11 protein-coding genes are annotated in these 18,600 nt (G+C 36.7%); 1 reads left to right on the top strand and 10 read right to left on the bottom strand.

Features of this window, described 5'->3' with window-relative positions:
• Positions 1-179 precede the first annotated feature (179 nt).
• The gene (locus EV197_RS14355) at positions 180-476 is read left to right on the top strand and encodes a helix-turn-helix domain-containing protein (protein ID WP_242610746.1); all 297 of its coding nucleotides are present in this window, start codon (positions 180-182) and stop codon (positions 474-476) included.
• A gap of 3 nt (positions 477-479) precedes the next feature.
• Here EV197_RS14355 and EV197_RS14350 read toward each other — a convergent pair whose 3' ends face one another.
• From EV197_RS14350 to EV197_RS14300, 10 genes are all read right to left on the bottom strand, one after another.
• Positions 480-1,121, bottom strand: coding sequence for a hypothetical protein (locus tag EV197_RS14350; RefSeq protein WP_130287484.1), 642 nt, complete (start codon positions 1,119-1,121; stop codon positions 480-482).
• Between the two features lie 3 nt (positions 1,122-1,124).
• Entirely contained in the window at positions 1,125-5,396 is a 4,272-nt protein-coding gene (locus EV197_RS14345) for an RHS repeat domain-containing protein (protein ID WP_130287483.1), read from the bottom strand.
• A gap of 41 nt (positions 5,397-5,437) precedes the next feature.
• Complete coding sequence (locus EV197_RS14340; protein WP_130287482.1) at positions 5,438-10,606, bottom strand: RHS repeat domain-containing protein; 5,169 nt, start codon at positions 10,604-10,606, stop codon at positions 5,438-5,440.
• A 70-nt stretch (positions 10,607-10,676) separates the two neighbouring features.
• Positions 10,677-11,339 carry a hypothetical protein gene (locus EV197_RS14335; protein WP_242610745.1) on the bottom strand — a complete coding sequence of 221 codons (663 nt, stop codon included), beginning with the start codon at positions 11,337-11,339 and terminating at the stop codon, positions 10,677-10,679.
• A gap of 109 nt (positions 11,340-11,448) precedes the next feature.
• Complete coding sequence (locus EV197_RS14330; RefSeq protein WP_130287481.1) at positions 11,449-11,982, bottom strand: OmpH/Skp family outer membrane protein; 534 nt, start codon at positions 11,980-11,982, stop codon at positions 11,449-11,451.
• Positions 11,983-12,032: 50 nt separating this feature from the next.
• Positions 12,033-13,538 carry a tail fiber protein gene (locus EV197_RS14325; protein ID WP_130287480.1) on the bottom strand — a complete coding sequence of 502 codons (1,506 nt, stop codon included), beginning with the start codon at positions 13,536-13,538 and terminating at the stop codon, positions 12,033-12,035.
• Positions 13,539-13,595: 57 nt separating this feature from the next.
• Complete coding sequence (locus EV197_RS17205) at positions 13,596-15,092, bottom strand: hypothetical protein (protein ID WP_242610744.1); 1,497 nt, start codon at positions 15,090-15,092, stop codon at positions 13,596-13,598.
• A gap of 8 nt (positions 15,093-15,100) precedes the next feature.
• Positions 15,101-16,501, bottom strand: coding sequence for a tail fiber protein (locus EV197_RS14310; protein ID WP_130287477.1), 1,401 nt, complete (start codon positions 16,499-16,501; stop codon positions 15,101-15,103).
• A 359-nt stretch (positions 16,502-16,860) separates the two neighbouring features.
• Positions 16,861-17,379, bottom strand: coding sequence for a hypothetical protein (locus EV197_RS14305; RefSeq protein WP_130287476.1), 519 nt, complete (start codon positions 17,377-17,379; stop codon positions 16,861-16,863).
• On the bottom strand, positions 17,363-18,571 hold the full coding sequence (locus EV197_RS14300) for a hypothetical protein (RefSeq protein WP_130287475.1): 1,209 nt from the start codon (positions 18,569-18,571) through the stop codon (positions 17,363-17,365). Before EV197_RS14300 ends, EV197_RS14305 begins: the two co-directional genes overlap by 17 nt.
• Positions 18,572-18,600 lie beyond the last annotated feature (29 nt).

Raw genomic sequence — 18,600 nt, 5'->3', positions numbered from 1 at the left:
GCATCATATACGTATGGATTTTGGATATCGGTTAAAAACAGTTCGTGAAGAAAAAGCAATGAAGCGGGAAGAAGTTGCCAAAAAGATTGGTACATCGGGGGTTACATAACGGTAGTAATTAGCATCATATACGTATGGATTTTGGATATCGGTTAAAAACAGTTCGTGAAGAAAAAGCAATGAAGCGGGAAGAAGTTGCCAAAAAGATTGGTACATCTGCTGCGATTATTGGACGCTATGAGCGTAACGAAAGAACTCCATCTATTGATATTGCCAAAAATATTGCCGAAGCTCTTGAAGTAAGTTTAGATTATTTGGTTGGCGATACTACCGTTTTACTAAAGGATAAAAAAATGCTCTACCGCATTGAGTTACTACAAAAAATAAATCCTGACTATAAAGACAGGATTTTATATATGCTTGATGTGATGCTTAAAGATGCGCAGAATAATACGCTACAGGATAAGTTGGCTTAGACTTTATTCTTCTACCCAAGGATATCCAAAAATATTTTCTTTCAATCTTCCTATTAAAGAGGTTGCTCTTTTTGGTGGTAATGGTATTTTGTTTTTTATTTTAATCGGTAGTCCTATTTCATTATCATAAGCTAAATAAACTAAATCAGGTCCAAGCCCCTTATATAAAGAGTATTTGTATTTTATGTTATTATAAAGCCTTTTATTATCATAATCTTTTCTACTATATTTAGTATTCATTAAATCAATAAAAGAGATATAATCAACATCTAAAGAAGAAAAAAATTCAATAGAACACGAATAATAAACTCTAAATATATCGATAATCAGATTTATAGACTGAGTGCGGTCTAATTCAAAAAAACCTGCAAAAGCAAAATTATCATTACTCTTTTTATAAAGTAATTCAATTTTTCCGTTGTCTTTAATTTTTTCATAAATATAACGATGCTTCTCTTCTATATCGTTCTCATAAAACATATCATAACGACCAAAAGAAAAATAAAGCTTCTGGAAGTCATTTTCTATTAATAAAGTAAGTACTTCTTCTAAATCATTCTTCTTAAATTCATCATAATACTCTATTTTATAAAACTCTAACTTATTAATTGAATTAGAGACCTTAATTGCAGGTGAAATAATCAAATTTTAAAATTTTATTAGAGGTGTTGCACTATGCTCTACAGCCTTAAACCATTGTCTATTTGACAAACCATTTCTAAGTGCTGAATGATAATGTAATACTTGCCTGTTTCCTAAACTATACACACGATGTATATCCAATCTAAAATGCCAAGTTGATGTTTTTAATCTGGAACTATTTTGAATAGCAAATAATGTTACACCTCTCGCACTTGGATTAGCATATAATGCTTGAAAACGCCCGCCAAAAGCAGAAAAACCGTAACCTGATGCTAGCTTACCTGCCCCTCTTAATAATGCCGCTTCTCCTAAAGCACCTGTAAACTGTCCTCCATAATAAGCATATTCTGCATTTCCAAAATCAGTCTCATATAACCAATTTGCTGTTTGTACATTACTAGCTATTTGTTCACTATTAACTAAAACTCCTTTTCCTGGCAAAACAGATAATGAAGCTGGTGGCATTATTTGCCCTTTCTTTATTTGTTCCCAACGAGCAGAACCGTAATCTTTTATTCCTTGCCAATATAAGCCACCACTAAACGGAACTTCTCCAGAACCACCAAAAGTAGTAGATATGCTACTTAAATATTCACTTGAAGCACTATCAGTTCCAACCCAAGTAAGATTACTTGCCGAATCTGCTGAACTTCCTGCGTGCCATTCTAATTCGTTTGTGTCGCTATTAAAATACCAGTCTTCTGCTTTTGCTCCATCTGGGTCAACTTGATTTACCCAGTTATTTCCCATAGACATATATGGGGATGGATATTGTTTAGCTGGGTCTGGTGCCATCCAACGATTTATCCTTGGGTCATACAATCTTAACTCGAACGCAACCTTTCCAGTTTCCTCATCAAGCTCTTGTCCTTGGTAATTATAGCGGTAATCTCCAACGACATTTCTATTAGGCATAGCCATCCCGCCAGGATAATAATCTGCTGCTGCTAATAGAGCTGTGTTATCATTTCTGGCTATTACCGCTCGTACATTACCTAAGTGATCTGTTAACTCGTATACAAAAGTGTCATCTGCCTTACGCACTCCTAATCTACCAGCACCATACACAGTGTTTTCTACTAAACTGGTAGTGCTGCCTGTTTTACGGTAAATTGCCATCGCTGTACCTGAGGCATCACGTACATAAAAGTCGGTATAATTTAAACTACCTGTGGTAAGGTTATAGGATTCTTTCTTTACTCTATGGTTTTTATCATTGTAAAAGAACTTCACCGCAGGCTGGTTATTTTGCTGTACTTCGGTCACCAATCCACTGGCATTGTAAATATAGCTAATATTTTCGTCATTATTCCTTGTCAATTGACCAATCTCATTATATATATAATTGTTAGCAGGCTGAGTACTTATGTCATCTACACCTGGTATATCGCCGGCGCTATCAATTACTTGTTTTAATTGATTAGGCTTAGCAGTATCATATACATAACGCAATTGGTCCATGGCGTTAGCCCCATTTTCCGTTTGTTTATTACGATTGAGCGTCTGGATATTTCCATTACGGTCATAGGTGATGCCACTGGTATTATAGTCGCCAGTAGGAATTTGGCTCTCATCCAAATAACCCATTGTAGTTGTCCAATAGGAAGATGATACTTTTGCCGACCAGGAAAGCCAATTTCTATGGTTGTAACCAAAGTAATAGGTGTCTTTTGTATCCTGATCGATAAAATTAGCAGTGTTATAGGTCATAGCCTTAATATTACCGGTGTAGGAATCAACTCCATTTGTGACCTTAAAAATACTATTATCTCTTTTGTAATCACCATTGTAATAGTCCAGAGAGAGTCCAAAAACATCATCTGCATCACCACCCGGATCAAAATTTTCATTTAAGCTTGGGTGATTTATAGATTTTAATAATCCCTGATAATTGTAGACATAGTCAATACCTTGTAGGTTATTGGCTAGATTAAGCCGTGTTAATTGACCTTCTTCGTTATAATTGTATTGAGCATGTTCTACATAGCTGGATGAACCTGATTTAGTCTCAGCCTTGATCAGTCGATGTATTTCATCATAGGTATAGCGGTGCTCATAGTATTCAGAGGGTTGATTTTTTTGATATACTACATTGGTTACGTTATTATATAAATCATAGGTGTAATCTATGGTTTTAATACCCAGACCGTCTATTTTCTGAACGATCCATAAAACTTTGCCATCATAATCATAGCTGTACCAGGTTGTAGTATTATTATTCGATGTTTTAGATACCGCGCCCATTACAAAAGTTTGCTGATAAAGATTGCTATCGATACCCGCAGCCGTAAGTTCTGTTGCTAATTGAGGATCACTATAATCATATGTTGTAAATGTTTGATCTGTACAATTAGTTTTTGTAAAAGTACCATCTGGGTTTAGTGTGGTAAAACTTCCGCTACACTCTCCACTTTCTATTGGTCTATCTAATGGTCCGTAATCTGTGTATGAAAATCGGTTTTGGGATGCCTGTAGCGTATTTTGCGAAAAACGAATCAGATCATCACTTCTGTATTTAAAGTTCGATGTACCTTCATCTACACTGGTAGAGCTCAACAACTGTCCTTTAATATTGTAATTATAAGTGGTTTCCTGACTGTGTTGCTGTAGGCCCGTAATTTGAGATATATTATCAGAAACACCAATAGGTGGTATGGTTTTGGTAAGTTTGCCAGCTTTGTCATAGTAATTTAAGGACCAGGTGTGATAATTTACTTTATAACGTACAAAAGCGGGACCAGGATCGGAAGAAGATAGAACTCGGTTGCCATATTCTAACTTAAAGTTTTGATATGAAGGGGTTTGACCAGTAGATGAATATACAATCATTTGATTGTTTACTATCTTTAAACGATAGGGTGTTGTAGTAGTCACACCGGTGGAATAATCCGTGGTGGTAAAATATCCCAGCTCTAAATTATCAATCGTTATTGCACTAGTAGGAATGGTATGGCTAGGGCCAAGTTTTAAATAGGTTGAAGCATTGTTACCAGTCCAAAGCCAATTAACATATAAATTGTTATAATTATCAACCGTAATTGTGGATTGAGAATACGCTGTTGGTATGCCTGATGAATATAGAAATGCGTGATCAGAGAATGATTCATCATTAAAGACTACATATTTATCATTACCTGCATTCATGTAATCTTCTAAAGGACCGGTAAGTGTCTTGATTGTACCGTTCTGATCAAGGTATAAGTCGGTTACAGGACTCCCTTTTGATATTCTATAGACATTACCTCCTTGCATGTTTCTTCTTTGCACCGATTTATTTGTTCTGAGGTCGGTTATAATGGCATCATTAGCGTTAATTAGCTCTATGTCTAACCCTGTATACCCTTCAGGTAGATGAATGTCCAGATATCCACTTTCGTTAAAGGAATACACAACTTCCATTTCGTTTTGATGCTCTCCGTTTACTCTACCGCTTAGGGCAGTAGCTAAAACCTGGCCATTGTGATCTGTATATACTACAGATTCTTTACCGTCTGCATCTTGTACAACAGTTTTTTTAACATTTAACTTAAGTTGGTTAGACCCATCTTTATTCCAGTAGTTTTTGCCAAAAAGGTAATACATTTCCTGCGCGGCTGGCAGCTCATGTGCGTATCCATTGATCCACTCATCTTCTGCATTTTTGTTGCCCCCAATCGATTTTAGGGGTTGGTTAAGTTTGTTGGGGTCATATACGGTGCGAGTCATCGGATATTCCACTATATCATGGTAGGGATCTGGATGATTTGGTCCGTAATACTTACCCAGATCAGAATTGGGATCAACTTTTGCTAATGCGTCGAGATCAGTATTATAATCATTAATACTATATGAGTTACCATTTTCATTACGTGTAAAGTTTGTTCTATATAATAAACAATCACTATTACTATCCGGCACTGGCATGGTGGAAACTGCAGGTCTTCCACCTTCGTCATAAAAGATTTCATTAACCCAAACTTTATTAGTTAATATATCCCTGGATTGAGTTTGGATGTTTTTTCCCATAACATCGAAATAAGAAACACCTTCTCCTACTAACTTACCAGTAATATCATAAGTACGGCTGTACGAATAATTCTGATCGTTGCTCACTATATCACAGGTTAAATTGCGATCAATATATAGATGTGCTCCAGGTAAAATAGTGGCATTAGTTATTCGTATTGAAGAAGAAGCAACAACAGTTTCCTGAATATTGCCAGTTAGTTCCATATCTGATTGCGCATAGCTAATTATACTTATCAGTGATAGGAATATGGATATGATTATTTTTTTCATTTCTTAATATTGTTTAAGATAAATTAGAAGTGCTAAGTTTTTTAATTACCGTTGGCATAGTTTAACCTGTGTTCATTGATTTTTTTGAAACCACCTGTTAAACCTGGTCTATTACCCACCTCTTGCCATACTTCTGTTAATTGACCTACAGCGTTATAAAAGTACCTTGTGGCAAAACCTGAATTATTGATAATTTCCGTTAGATGATCTTTATCATCATAAACAAAACACTTTATACCTGATTTTACGGCCGGATGCATTCTAAAATCATCAATGTATCCGGTACCAGAAATTGTTACGTTTTGGCCTGAAGTCAAATCCAGATAGAAATTATTTAGCTTCCAGTTACCTGCTTTAATGGTTTCGTCAGGGTTATTATTATTTACTGTAAACTCCGCAGAGCCATAAGACCAAAATGAAATTTTATATTTACCTGTTTCATAATCATTTGTTTTTAATGCATTCCAACTTCCACTAAATGAAAAACTATTTTTTCCTGTATGAGATTGGATACCTGTTCTACCGATTGCTTGATTCATTTCGCCTGATAATCCATCATTTTGGTAATCATAATCTTCAAAACTGGCATAATAGAAATTCTTATATTCTGTATTACTTGTGGCAATAACTTTGGAGTTGTCATAATTATACTTTGTAGCGACGTAATCCCCATTTTTATCTTCAGACTCTAAAATAGCAGAGTACTTATTGTATCTTTTAATAGTATTTGTTTTTAACCAACCACTATTAGTAGGAGGTTCCTGATTATACCACCAGTTAAAAGATGTAGCACCTACAGGATCAGCTATAGTACCATCACTATTTAATCCTGTACCAGAGCCAATCCAACTATAATTTTTATGTTTTCTCCACACACTGTTAGGAGCATTAGTCTCATTACCCTTGTAATCCCTATAAATCCATTGATCATACCAGGTTTGTATGCTAGTCGCTAAAAGATCATAAGTGCCAGTTTGCTCATTTTCGATATAGGAATAAGAAGCAACTGTTTGATCTAACATATTTGCGTTTTGCGGATTTACTTTTTTACTGCCCATAGTTGGATATTTTTCCCTAGCCGGCACTACAGTGCTTTTTAGGGTAGGGTTTTGATTAACTGTAACGTATTGCGTAAGTGCAGTGCCTGTATACGGATCTAGATCTTCGAATAATTCTGTAGTTATGCTAGAGCCAGCCTTTACCTCTTTTTTCTCTAAAACGACAGGATAGTGATTCACGGTTGTAGACCATAAATCAGCATTTTTTGTACTGTTATTATTGCTGCTAATTGATTTATAAAGTTGAAAGGATTCAGAGGGAACAAAACCAGAGTTTTTATCTAAGGTTTTATAGGTATTTAATTCTTCATATGTCCTTTTACCCTTTGAAGATTTATGTACGACTGACTTTAATAAACCTGCATAGGACTGAAAATCATCAATATCAGTATGAACTGCATATATCGAGTTGTAATTTAATCTGTTTTCAAAATTTTGTACATTTTTATTTTTGTTAATCCGAGTACATCCGTTATCCTCAATACATCCTTCATCTCTATGGGTATAATACTTGTAGATAGACGTCATTTGTACTTCATCCTTAGCGTTCATTTTAGTAACAGTAACTTCAGGATACATAACAATTGGGCTAGCTAAAAAGAATTGATCTCTTACTTGCATATCGTATACTGGTTCATAAGGAATGTCTCCTTTTTGATAGGTATAGGTGGTTTTCCAGGTATTAATATTGTCTGTTAAAGCTATTTCACTAACTCTAATACCAGCAGAAGTTTTTGAGTTAAAGGATCTGAATGATGCGGCTTCCCTTTCATAATTTGAACAAGAACTTGGGGGTTGTTGGTAGTATGAATCAAAGGTATAGCCTTGCGAAATGTCTGCATCAAAAGAGGCTTCTCTCGTACCATCAGTGTTTGTTTTTACATTGGTAACCGTAGCTAAACCAATAAAATTAGCATCTTCTATATAGGCACATTCACCATCGTTGCAGACGGTACTTATGTAGCTTTGCCCACATCTAACCCTATCAAGGGTATAGGTCATTTTAACAACATCTCCCACCTGAAAATTATAACTACCTATATAAGCTTTAACATAGAGATTATTCGCGCTAGAACTATAAAAATAGGGTCGTATATCTAACCAATCTCCAGAGTCGTCCGTGGCACTCAAAGATTCGTATTCATCGGTTTCATATTGTATATTTATGCTTGAGCCTAGAGGTAATTTTATGCTACTTAAACTCCAGGCAGCTGGATTATCTTGATTGTATCCCCAAACGTTGTGAATATCGTGACTCCATTGCGGGTTATTATCATACACAAATTCATATGGCGGCACAATATCAGCTCCTCCTTCACCATGAGTATATATTTTTTTTAATGCTAGTTTCCCATTAGCATCGGTGTTAGGTGAATTAGGGGCCAAGCTATAGTCATAGTCCATATCTATTACGCTAATTGCATTGTCAATAAGATTTTGATTTATGTTTTGATCATAATTGTCTAAAATATTGTCTTGTTGATTAAGATTAAGTATGTGATTCTTATTCGAGATAGGATCGTAGAATGTAAAAGAACTTTCTGCAGCTAAAGTTTGTTGATTTTGTTTAGACACAGTGGCAGCATCTTCATTTTTTAATAATACTATTTGATCCAGTAATAACTGTTTTTGTACTGGCATTGTACTATCATACCCTGCATTTTTATCGATATAGGTTACCGGAATCCCTTTAGCATCTAGTTTTAAGTCCTTAATAAACAAAGCGGTGTGTGTATTAGTATTAACCTTGTCCAAATAATAAACATCTTTGATACCCCACATGTAGGAGTAAGAAGAGTTATCGTGTTCTATACTTAAATCCGCAGGATTGCGCCAAACCATACCATCTGACCATTTTCCATAATCAAAGTTGACCCAATATCCATAATCTCCTTGATCTACCTTTTGATTGCTGTTATAATCAAAATAATCCGGACCAGTAACTCCTGTTAGCAACCAGTGTGTAGCATATGCTGGTTTAGTGGATTCACTGTACTTGCTACGAGGGTTGTCTTTATTATGGTTGTTCCTTACTTTAGTTAAGTGGTTATATACAGGGAGCATATAATGATACGATATACCATCGGTTGAGGTAACTACAAAACCTGCAATAGAGGTGCTTTGTACACTTTCAGGTTTAGTAAATCCATCTGGCATCCTTAAATTGGGATTAGCTTCGACTTCATCAAATGTATAATATTGGATAGATTTTCCTGATTTTTCATCTCCACTTACAATTTCTGAGGGGTTGACAATAAAATTTTCCAACGAATTTGGATTTAAATTATCACTAAATATTACCGGATTGATTTGTGCCCGGTGATTGATTGATGATCTAAATGCAAATTCTGTTTTTTGAAACCTGTTAACTTGATCGTTCAAGCTATAATACCTCAATTCAGATTCAATAATATCTGAAGAATCATAAGGGGCAAGATTAGAATTACCCATAAGGTGTGGAGTCATATTCCCATAAATGCCTTGCCCTGTGACAGCATAATTGTCATATTCTGTTGCAGTTATATGATTGACATTATCCTCAAAATTATCTAGTTTTCTATAATATTCAAACCCGTTTTCTTCCGGATTTTCAATACAACGGTTATAATTACTTGTTACATAAACTGGATACAAATCTTGTCTGTCCTGTTCTGTGCAAGGAGTTAAACGACAATAATTTTCAACATCATTCCAAGCTTGTAATTCTGCATAGTTTTGGCAATAAGAAGATATTAGATTATCGAGATTAGCTGAAGGCTTATAAAGACTTCCTGTGGAAACCTGATTTTTGGATTCGTCGAGATAAACTCTAACCTTTTCATATGTATAGCTAGCCACAATTAATGGGATAGTATATCCACTTTGATCAATTGTTAGATCATCATTCTTTACTGACGAAGTGAAAGATTTAAAACCTGAACCAATTGAATATTTAGAATTTCCTATTTTAGTTGAAATACTAGCGCCTAATGAATAAGAAAATGTGCCTTGAGTTGTCAAACCTACACTTCCATAATAGTTTAATCCACCTTTACTACCTGAATAGCTAAGATTTCCATAGCCTGCTAAACCAGATTTATTATTGTAACTTAAACCTATTGAACTATTAAATCCATTAATGTTAGATCTTAGGCCAGCATTTAAGGAGAAAGAGTCTTCCATTGGGTTTAAGTTAGTACCGATGCTAAATGGACCTTTTCCATAACTGATACCAACACCGTCAGTACCTATTGTAACGTTTATATTTCCTACACCAGCAGATATAGAACCTCCAAAGCCTCGCAAATTACCCCAAGAGGCACCCAAACCTATCGTAACTCCTTTAAGAGGAATTGTAACGTTTATTGTATGTTGTCTGTAAGTTTCTCCTTCATTCCAGTAATAATCAAAGGTATTGACTTCTTTCCAGTCGTCTGGCAAGCGATTAACACTTCTGTTAATAGCACCTGGATTTAAAGACCAACCGAGTCCCACCCAAGAGGATTCCTGATCTGTTGAAATACCTGCGTGATAGGCAAGTGCTAATGGATAGCCGCCATTACTTCCAGGAATATTAACTAAAGGCATGGTGTATGTTAAATCACCTGTACTTAAATTGACCATATCCGTAGCATCTACGGGTTCAAAAGCGGCTGCTTCTGGTGCGTTAGGCCCATTGTTATTTGCCCATAGCTGATTATAGGGGACTAACGTATTTAAAAAGGTCAACACAAAGAACATTGCAATTGCTCTATGAGAAGTTTTAGGTCGGGTGACCAATGACTGATGACCATTAACGGATGACCGGCCCTTCGACTGCACTTCGACAAGCTCAGTGTGACATCTCAGGGTGACATGACGGGAGTCAGGTGACCGGTGACCGGTGATGTATGACTGATGGCCGGTGATGGCTGTTATTAATTTTTTGAGATAGGATATGCCTTTCATAGTGCTATTAAAAAAGTTAGTGTTCCTCATACTTATTTTTTGTTTTGTTGGGTGACCGGAGACGGATGACTGATGACCGGTGTCTGATGACGGGGGTCTGAGGTCTGGTGACTGTTGACAGATGTTTGATGACGGGGGTCTGAGGTCTGGTGACTGTTGACAGATGCTTGATGACCGATGTCCGGAGTCTGATGTATTATTGGATATATTGGATTTTCGTTTCATTAGGTACTAAGCGCTATTTCTTAGTGGTTCTCGATACATCCTGAAACTTGTTTCAGGATACTCGAACTGACTATTTGTTAAAATTCAATTTTGGTTCGTTACTAAATATTTTTGCAGGGATCTTAAATTTTACCTCTCCGGTATAAAAACCAAGGTCCTCTATACTAAGTGTCATAAACTCACTATTTGTTACTTCATTCTTTCTGGGATATACGATCAAAATCGTGGTTGCTCCACTCATACCATACATCCTGGGATATATAAAGTCTGCCATAGGGATGGTATCTTTTTGAGCGGTGTACAGATGCACTTTTTGATCCATACTAAAGGCTAATTGGTTAACCATAGCGCCAAATCGCTGTTTATCTGCCGCTACATTGCTCAATAGTTCCTGGTTGTTCTTGGACATTGATAGATTGAAATACAAATATTTGCTGTACTTAGCTCTTAGGCTATCAACTTTAACTTGACTTTTATCGGCTCCAAGCTCCTGATGGACTAAAAGGTCGGTGGGTTTGTATACCAGAGAAAAGTCTACTCCATTAATTGTTTTTTGATGGAGGTATTCGTTTTCGGGATCGTTCAGGTACTCCCACATGGCTTCTGTGCTATCAAAGGTTTGGGTAGTGCAGGAGGAGGTAAGCAGTATTCCTATGCTGGCCAAAAGCAAAACTTTTGTAGCTGTGTTAAGCCTTAGAGTTACATATGCCATAAAATGTTTATATGCTGTCAATATTATTTTTGTTTTTAATCGTTCTCGATACATTCCGAATGAAATTCGGAACACTCGAACTGACAATTTTAATTGCTAACTTCTGACCTCAGTCACCCGTCATCTGACTTTATTTCCCTTCAAATTCTGCATTGAGTTGTGTCAGCACCTCTTCGGTGAGATCTGCACCTTTTTCTCCATACATAATCGTTCCGTTACCGGTAGCGCCAAAGATGACTTTATAGCCTTTCTTTTTGCCATATTCTTTGACAAAATCATTGATGTCGTTGATTACCGTTTGGGTCACTTTTTTATCTTCTTCTACCAATTGCTTCTGAACCGCTTGTTGGTAATTGTTAATTTGTTGCTGTTTATTAGAAAGCAATTGCTGCTTTAGCTCTAATTCTTTTTTAGAAAGCTCGCTACGTTCTTTTTCATAGGCTTTCAACTCATTTTGCCAGTCAGCCAGTAAACTGTCAACATTGGCTTTCATGGTTTTGGCTTTTTCGTCGAATTCAGCTTTTACAATTTTTGTTCTCTTATATCCATCTAATAATTTATTGACATCTACGTATACCAGGTCTGATGAAGACTGCAGGTAGAAAAATGAAAATATGGATGCCGCTAAGGCTAGTATTGAAATGGGTAAAGCTAATTTGTTCATAGTTGTAGTTTTGGTCTGATGTCCGATGACGGGTGACGGATGTCAGAGGTTTATTGTTTGGTTATAAGTTTTTCTAATTTTGCTAAGCGTTCTTCTAGCTCTTTATTTTTATTACGTTGCGCGTTTAGTTCTTTTTCCTGTGCAATGGTATAGAGTGTTAGCTCCTCAATCTTTTCTAAAAGTTTCATATTCATCACCCCTAATTCTACGCCATTGGTTTCTAGCTCTTTGGCAGATGGGATATTTGGTAAGTGCCCTTTTTCGGTAATGTGTTGCTGTACTTCTTCAATAGTCAACAAATCATATTCTTTGGTAAATACATAATCTGGTGCAGGTACGGATAAGTCGATTTTTACCTCTTCTGCGTGGATATTACCTTTTACCGTGAGTTTAGCGTCTGGGTTGGTGGTACCGATGCCTAGATAACCATTTGTTTTGAGATACATATGGTTTTTATCAAATCCACCAGTAGCAGAAAAAATAAGACCACCTCTAGTAGGATGCTTTATAGCAGCATTGGTATGACCTGCTCTATGGAATGATAGTACAACATCACCAGCGTCTCTATTTTGTAGTTCTAATGTATGTTTACCTGGTTGCCAATGTGCTCCGCTAGTTATCTCTCCAATGTCACCGTCAATACTTGTCGTTCCCTTAACATGTAATTTTTCTTCAGGAGCATTTGTGCCTAAACCTATAAATTCATTGGCAGTATTTATAGTCATAGTGTTCCAATTACTCCCTCCGATATTTGGGTTTTTTACTCCTATACCAAAAATATTCTCTCCAAAGTTTTCAGAAAAACCAATATTTACTCCAACGAGGTTACCATCCTGCCTCATTTCAATTAGGGGGTTATCAGATTCATTATTATTGTCTTCATCTGCTTCGATGCGTAGTATTGCATCGCCAGAATTTGCTGCACTCACCTCTAATTTAGCTTCGGGGGACATTGTCCCAATACCAACGTTACCATTAGCCTCAATGACCATTTTATCACTGGTTGAATTTTCTGTAATCGTTCTAAATCGTACAATTTCTCCACTTTTAGATCCAATATGTAAAGTACCACTCCCATAAATCTCATTGGAGTCCATGATCAAAGAGGAACTACCGGTATCTGAAATGGTGAAAAAGCTATTTTGAGGTTTCCAGTTACCACCTAGGGTACCACTTTCTTTGACTTCTAATCTTGCACTAGGCGCATTGGTTCCAATCCCTATATTACCATCAGGATTTAAATTCAACACTGAGTTGGCACCGTACGAAAAATTAAATGGTTCATTATCCGGAAGGTATAATCCATTACCGAAACTGCTAACACTGAGAAATAATTTCTTATTACCAGATACTAACCCTAATAAAGAAGATCCAGTAGTAGGGCTTACTAATTCTAATACCGAAGCGTCGGAGCCATACGTACCCTGTACAGCATTTGCTCCTATGCTTACTAAGTCCTTATTAGCATAGATCATATTGCCGTTGGTGGTCCATTCTTGCGCAAAGGAAGATAAAACGGAAAGGAAAAATAGGGCTAGAAATAAAGGCTTTTTCATAATTGATTTTTTTGGGTCTTTTAAAGAGTTATTGCTCCTACTGGTGATCACCAAATTTTATTTTGATTTTAATAGCGTGTTTAACTTTTGTTCTAATTCTTTAATTTTTTCCTCTTGTTGCTCCAATTTCTCAATCTTTTTTTGCTGCTCAATAGTATATAACGTCAGTTCCTCAATCTTTTCTAAAAGTTTCATATTCATCACCCCTAATTCCACGCCATTGGCTTCCATTTCCTTTGCTGATGGGATATTAGGGAGGTGTCCTTTTTCGGTAATGTGTTGCTGTACTTCTTCGATAGTCAACAAATCATATTCTTTGGTAAATACATAATCTGGTGCAGGTACGGATAAGTCGATTTTTACCTCTTCTGCGTGGATATTACCTTTTACCGTGAGTTTAGCGTCTGGGTTGGTGGTACCGATGCCTAGTGCACCATCGATATGTTGATTACCAACGCTATGGACTACCTTTGCCCAGGTACCCACACCATCTTTATTGGTGCTTCTAAAATACATTTTAGGAGCTGTAGCGTGGTTTTTGATAATTAATTGTCCATTATACCTGTAGTCGGGGTTATTAGAGCCGTGGTTCATATTGATACCCCAAAACCATTGATTGGATTCGGGTACATTGGCCCCATCAAAGCTTTGATAAAAACCGCTTTGCCAAAGGTTATTCCAATCTGTTGCATCATTAGGATCATCTACAAGTAATTTTCTACTTCTTGTAGTTCCTAGGACATCTAGTTTTTCACTGGGGTTATTGGTTCCGATTCCTACGTTAGTATTATTAGCGACTAAGGTGTTGTTATACAATTGAAATTCGGGTCTCCCTGAATTGGATCTCGATAATTTTAATACCGCTTCTTCGGTATCGCTATTATCAGAAGCAGTTATATCTAAGTCGATTCCATCCCCACGGTCATAAGTATTAAAGCGCCATCTGAATTTATCTTTATAGTTTGCAGATAGAATAAGATTATTTGAGCTTGAATTAGCACCATAAATATCTAATTTAGCTTCGGGGGACATTGTCCCAATACCAACGTTACCATTAGCCTCAATGACCATTTTATCACTGGTTGAGTTTTCTGTAATCGTTCTAAAACGTACAATTTCTCCACTTTTAGATCCAATATGTAAAGTACCACTCCCATAAATCTCATTGGAGTCCATGATTAAAGAGGAACTACCGGTATCTGAAATTTTCAAAAAGCTACCAGAAGGATTCCAATTGCCGCCAATTGTGCCCGCACTTACTATGTCCAATTTGGCTTGAGGGCTATCAGTACCAATACCTACTTTGCCATTAGAAGTCATAGACATAATATTGCTCCAAGTACCACTGTTATGTCTTCCTTGAAAGTTTAGTAAGGTTTGTCCTCCAGGATCGGAATTGATTATTCTATGACCAAATCCTGAACCGTAACTTGAGCTATACCAGAGAATAGACTTGCTGATGCCAAAATTTGCATTAAGATTATCAAAGGAAGTGTCTTGCCCAAAAACTGAGATTGAGACGAACACCATTAATAATGAGAAGTATTTTTTCATTCAGATAATTATTTTGATTTTAACAGCGTGTTTAGTTTTTGTTCCAATTCTTTAATTTTTTCTTCTTGTTGCTCCAGTTTCTCAATCTTTTTTTGCTGTTCTGCTATTTTTTGCTCTTGGGCAATGGTGTACAACGTCAGTTCCTCAATCTTTTCTAAAAGTTTCATATTCATCACCCCTAGTTCCACGCCATTAGTTTCTAGCTCTTGGGCTGAAGGGACATTTGGTAAATGACCTTTTTCGGTAATGTGTTGTTGTACTTCTTCGATAGTTAATAGATCGTAGTCTTTGGTAAATACATAGTCCGGTGCTGGTACGGAAAGGTCTATTTTTACCTCTTCGGCGTGGATGTTTCCTTTTACGGTGAGTTTGGCGTCTGGGTTGGTGGTGCCGATGCCTAAATAACCATTTGTTTTGAGATACATATGGTTTTGATCAAACCCACCAGTCGCTGAAAAAATAAGACCACCTGTAGTAGGATGTTTTATAGCAGCATTGGTATGCCCTGCTCTGTGGAATGATAGCACAACATCCCCAGCATCCCTATTTTGTAACTCCAAGGTATGCTTGCCCTGTTGCCAATGTCCTCCTGTAGTTATTTCTCCAATGTCACCATCTATACTAGCAGTCCCCTTTAAGTGTAAGTTTTCTTCAGGGGTAACGGTTCCAATTCCTATAAACCCATTGGTGTTAATGGTCATATGAGTATTAGAAATACCTGAACCAAAATTCATTTTATTAACTGACCAAAGTCTAAAATCAGAATTATTTTTTTCTAAAGCACCTATCCCAGTTACTACAAATTTAGAACTACTACGCACATTACCAATGACCTCAAGTTTATCATTTGGTGAAGTAGTACCAATACCTACGTTACCCATATTTTTAAGTGTCATAATACTCGTTGCACCTACTGTACCGCCTTGAGAAAAATGAAGGTCATTGTTTAACCCGTGGTTGATATGAAAAATAGAGTTACCATTATTCGGTACAAATGATATGGAGGATTGATTATCTCTGTTCATCCAAATCCGTAGATTGTTAGATGAACGTACTTCTAATTTAGCTGCAGGGTTAGAAGTACCAATCCCTACGTGTCCATTGGTTTTTATTTTAAGCAAAGACTCGTTAAAATCATTTTTTCCAAAATCAAAACCGTATCCGTCGCTAATCCTAAATCCAAAGGTATTTTCTTCAGTATTGTTTCCTCCGTGCTTTAATGTAAAGTAATCTCCTATTCCGCTAACATATCGTGATTCAATGAGTGGTCTATTCCACGTTCCATCCTGAATTTTAAATATAAAATCCGTGGTGATTTCATCTACTCTTCCCGTAGAAGTGTTATTGCTTACTTGACCAAAAGTAGGGGTTAAGATTAAAAGCGTTAGTAGTGTTAAAAATTGTTTCATTTGAGATGGAAATTGTAACTGATTATTTATTATTAATAGTTTTAGTATTATGTGTCGCGACATCAAATAACGTTACCCCGATTTTTAAAATTTAACATAGGGTTCTTGCCTTTATGTACATATAAAGTTGATTTTGAAGCTGTTTTTGTTACAAGAAACAGGGAAGTTTTACTTGCGTATTTCATCATTCCGGGGCGAATTAAGAAAGGCGCAAAAATAAAACAGCGAGGGTAAAACCGCAACTATTTAGCGGGTTTGTTAAGGAAATATTAAAAAAAATCGATAAGTAGCCAATTATAATAGATGTATGGTAGGTTTTTGTCTGTTTTTAGAGTAAGCTTAGGTAAAAGTCTTACGCTTTAATTAACGCGTTGCACTAACAGCTTGCATTGCAAGTAAGTAACTCGGGTGCGATAGTTTTTTTGTTTTTCAAAATGTGCGTGGATGATATTACCAAAACTGTATTGTTGCTCTAAGGCGTAAATTACATTTCGCAAGGATTTGTAATCGCCCTCTAAGGTAAACTGATAGGTAGTAGTCACTTTGTTGGTCTCAGTATCCGTAAGGATATGGGGGGTGTCAAAATTTACCACCATAACCGATGTCGCTTCTGATACCTCCTGCAGTGTTTTGAGCAAATTATTTTGGATAGAGCTGCCGGCTACCTTGTTTTTGGCCAAAATCGCATCGAGCTGCTTTTCTTTTTTAGCTAAAGCAGCCAATTGTGCTGGCGCTGATTGATGGATTTTTTTTTGCTGTTGTAACTCATTGATATGAGTACTCAACGCTATGGTTTTGGAAAAACCAAATATATAGGCAATTCCCCATAGTAGTAGTAGCCCTGCAACTAGTAGTATATTTTTATTCTTCTGGGTCATCTTTTATCCTTATCTCAATGGCAAAGGAAGCCTTGTTCGTACTATTTTCGCTATATTCTTTGGTGATGAGCTGATCCACAAAAGCTAATTGTTCGATTTGATGAAGCCAGCTGGTAAATGATTCTTTATCGATGGTACTACCTGAAATTTCGATAGTATTGTTTTGCACCGTTATCGACTTATCCGGTCGGATGGTTCTTAACAGCGGTTGGTAGTTAAAGGAGTTTAACTGAATCGTAGTTGGTAATCGTTTGATCACCTGATCCGTGTACCAGGAACTCTTGGAGTATCCGGTATTTAAAATACTGGTTACAATGGCTTCTTTTTTGGCTACGGCTTCTTGTTGCTGTTTACTGCTTTTGGTTTGCGATGTGATTACCTGTAATTCTTCTTGTAACGCCTGGGATTTTTTGTACTTGGCATTGAACATTAAAAAATTGATGGTGAGCGCCAGTAGTAATGCCCCAAGTCCGAATTGTAATGCTTTTTTAAAAAAGTTTTTTTCTTTGGTTTCTTTTGCTAGCGCCTGATTTTTTTCAATAAGGTTGCCACTAAATTCAATCTGTTGGGTGAGACCGTTGAGCAAGGTAGCAAAGGGTAGGGCGTAGGTAGCATCTAAGTACATTCCTTGCAATCTATAAATTTTCTCAGCCTTGAGTTCCTGAGGTTGTAGGGTGACTAGTTCTTCATTGTCGAATAATGCAATTTTGTTATAGGATGCAACTGTTGTTTCATTAAGATGCTTTCCTAACACAGCTAACTGCAACGCACCGAGATGAACTGCCGTTACGGCAACCCCAAACTCCGCAAAATGGGCAATGAGTTCATTGACATAGCTTTTGCGGCAAACGGCAACAAAGGCATTATCCGCAGTACGAAGCACCTGAACATAAAAATCTTCGGTATTTAAATTAGGGTAGGTTTGTGCAACACTATCCTGATCATCGTCATTAGAGGTAACGGATTTAGAAAGGATATTATCGTCATCTATGATCAATTCGATTTCTTGTCCCTTTAAGTGCTTAGCAGCGATATCCTTTGCCTCAAAAATAAAGGTATCGGTGATATCAACCTCGTCTTTTTTCAACTGAATTTGCACGCCAATACCTATAGGTGTTCCTTCCGGACGGCGGGTATAGGCCACAGCGGTATACTTTTTCTTTAGTATGTTGTTAAGAAAGGGTATTTTCATACATGTTGGTTGAATAGCATTTCGCTAAA

Source organism: Aquimarina brevivitae (assembly GCF_004216895.1).
In the GTDB taxonomy this organism is placed as follows: Bacteria; Bacteroidota; Bacteroidia; order Flavobacteriales; family Flavobacteriaceae; genus Aquimarina; species Aquimarina brevivitae.
Note: the sequence above shows the minus strand (reverse complement) of the source record. Positions and strands in the feature narration are given on the sequence as shown.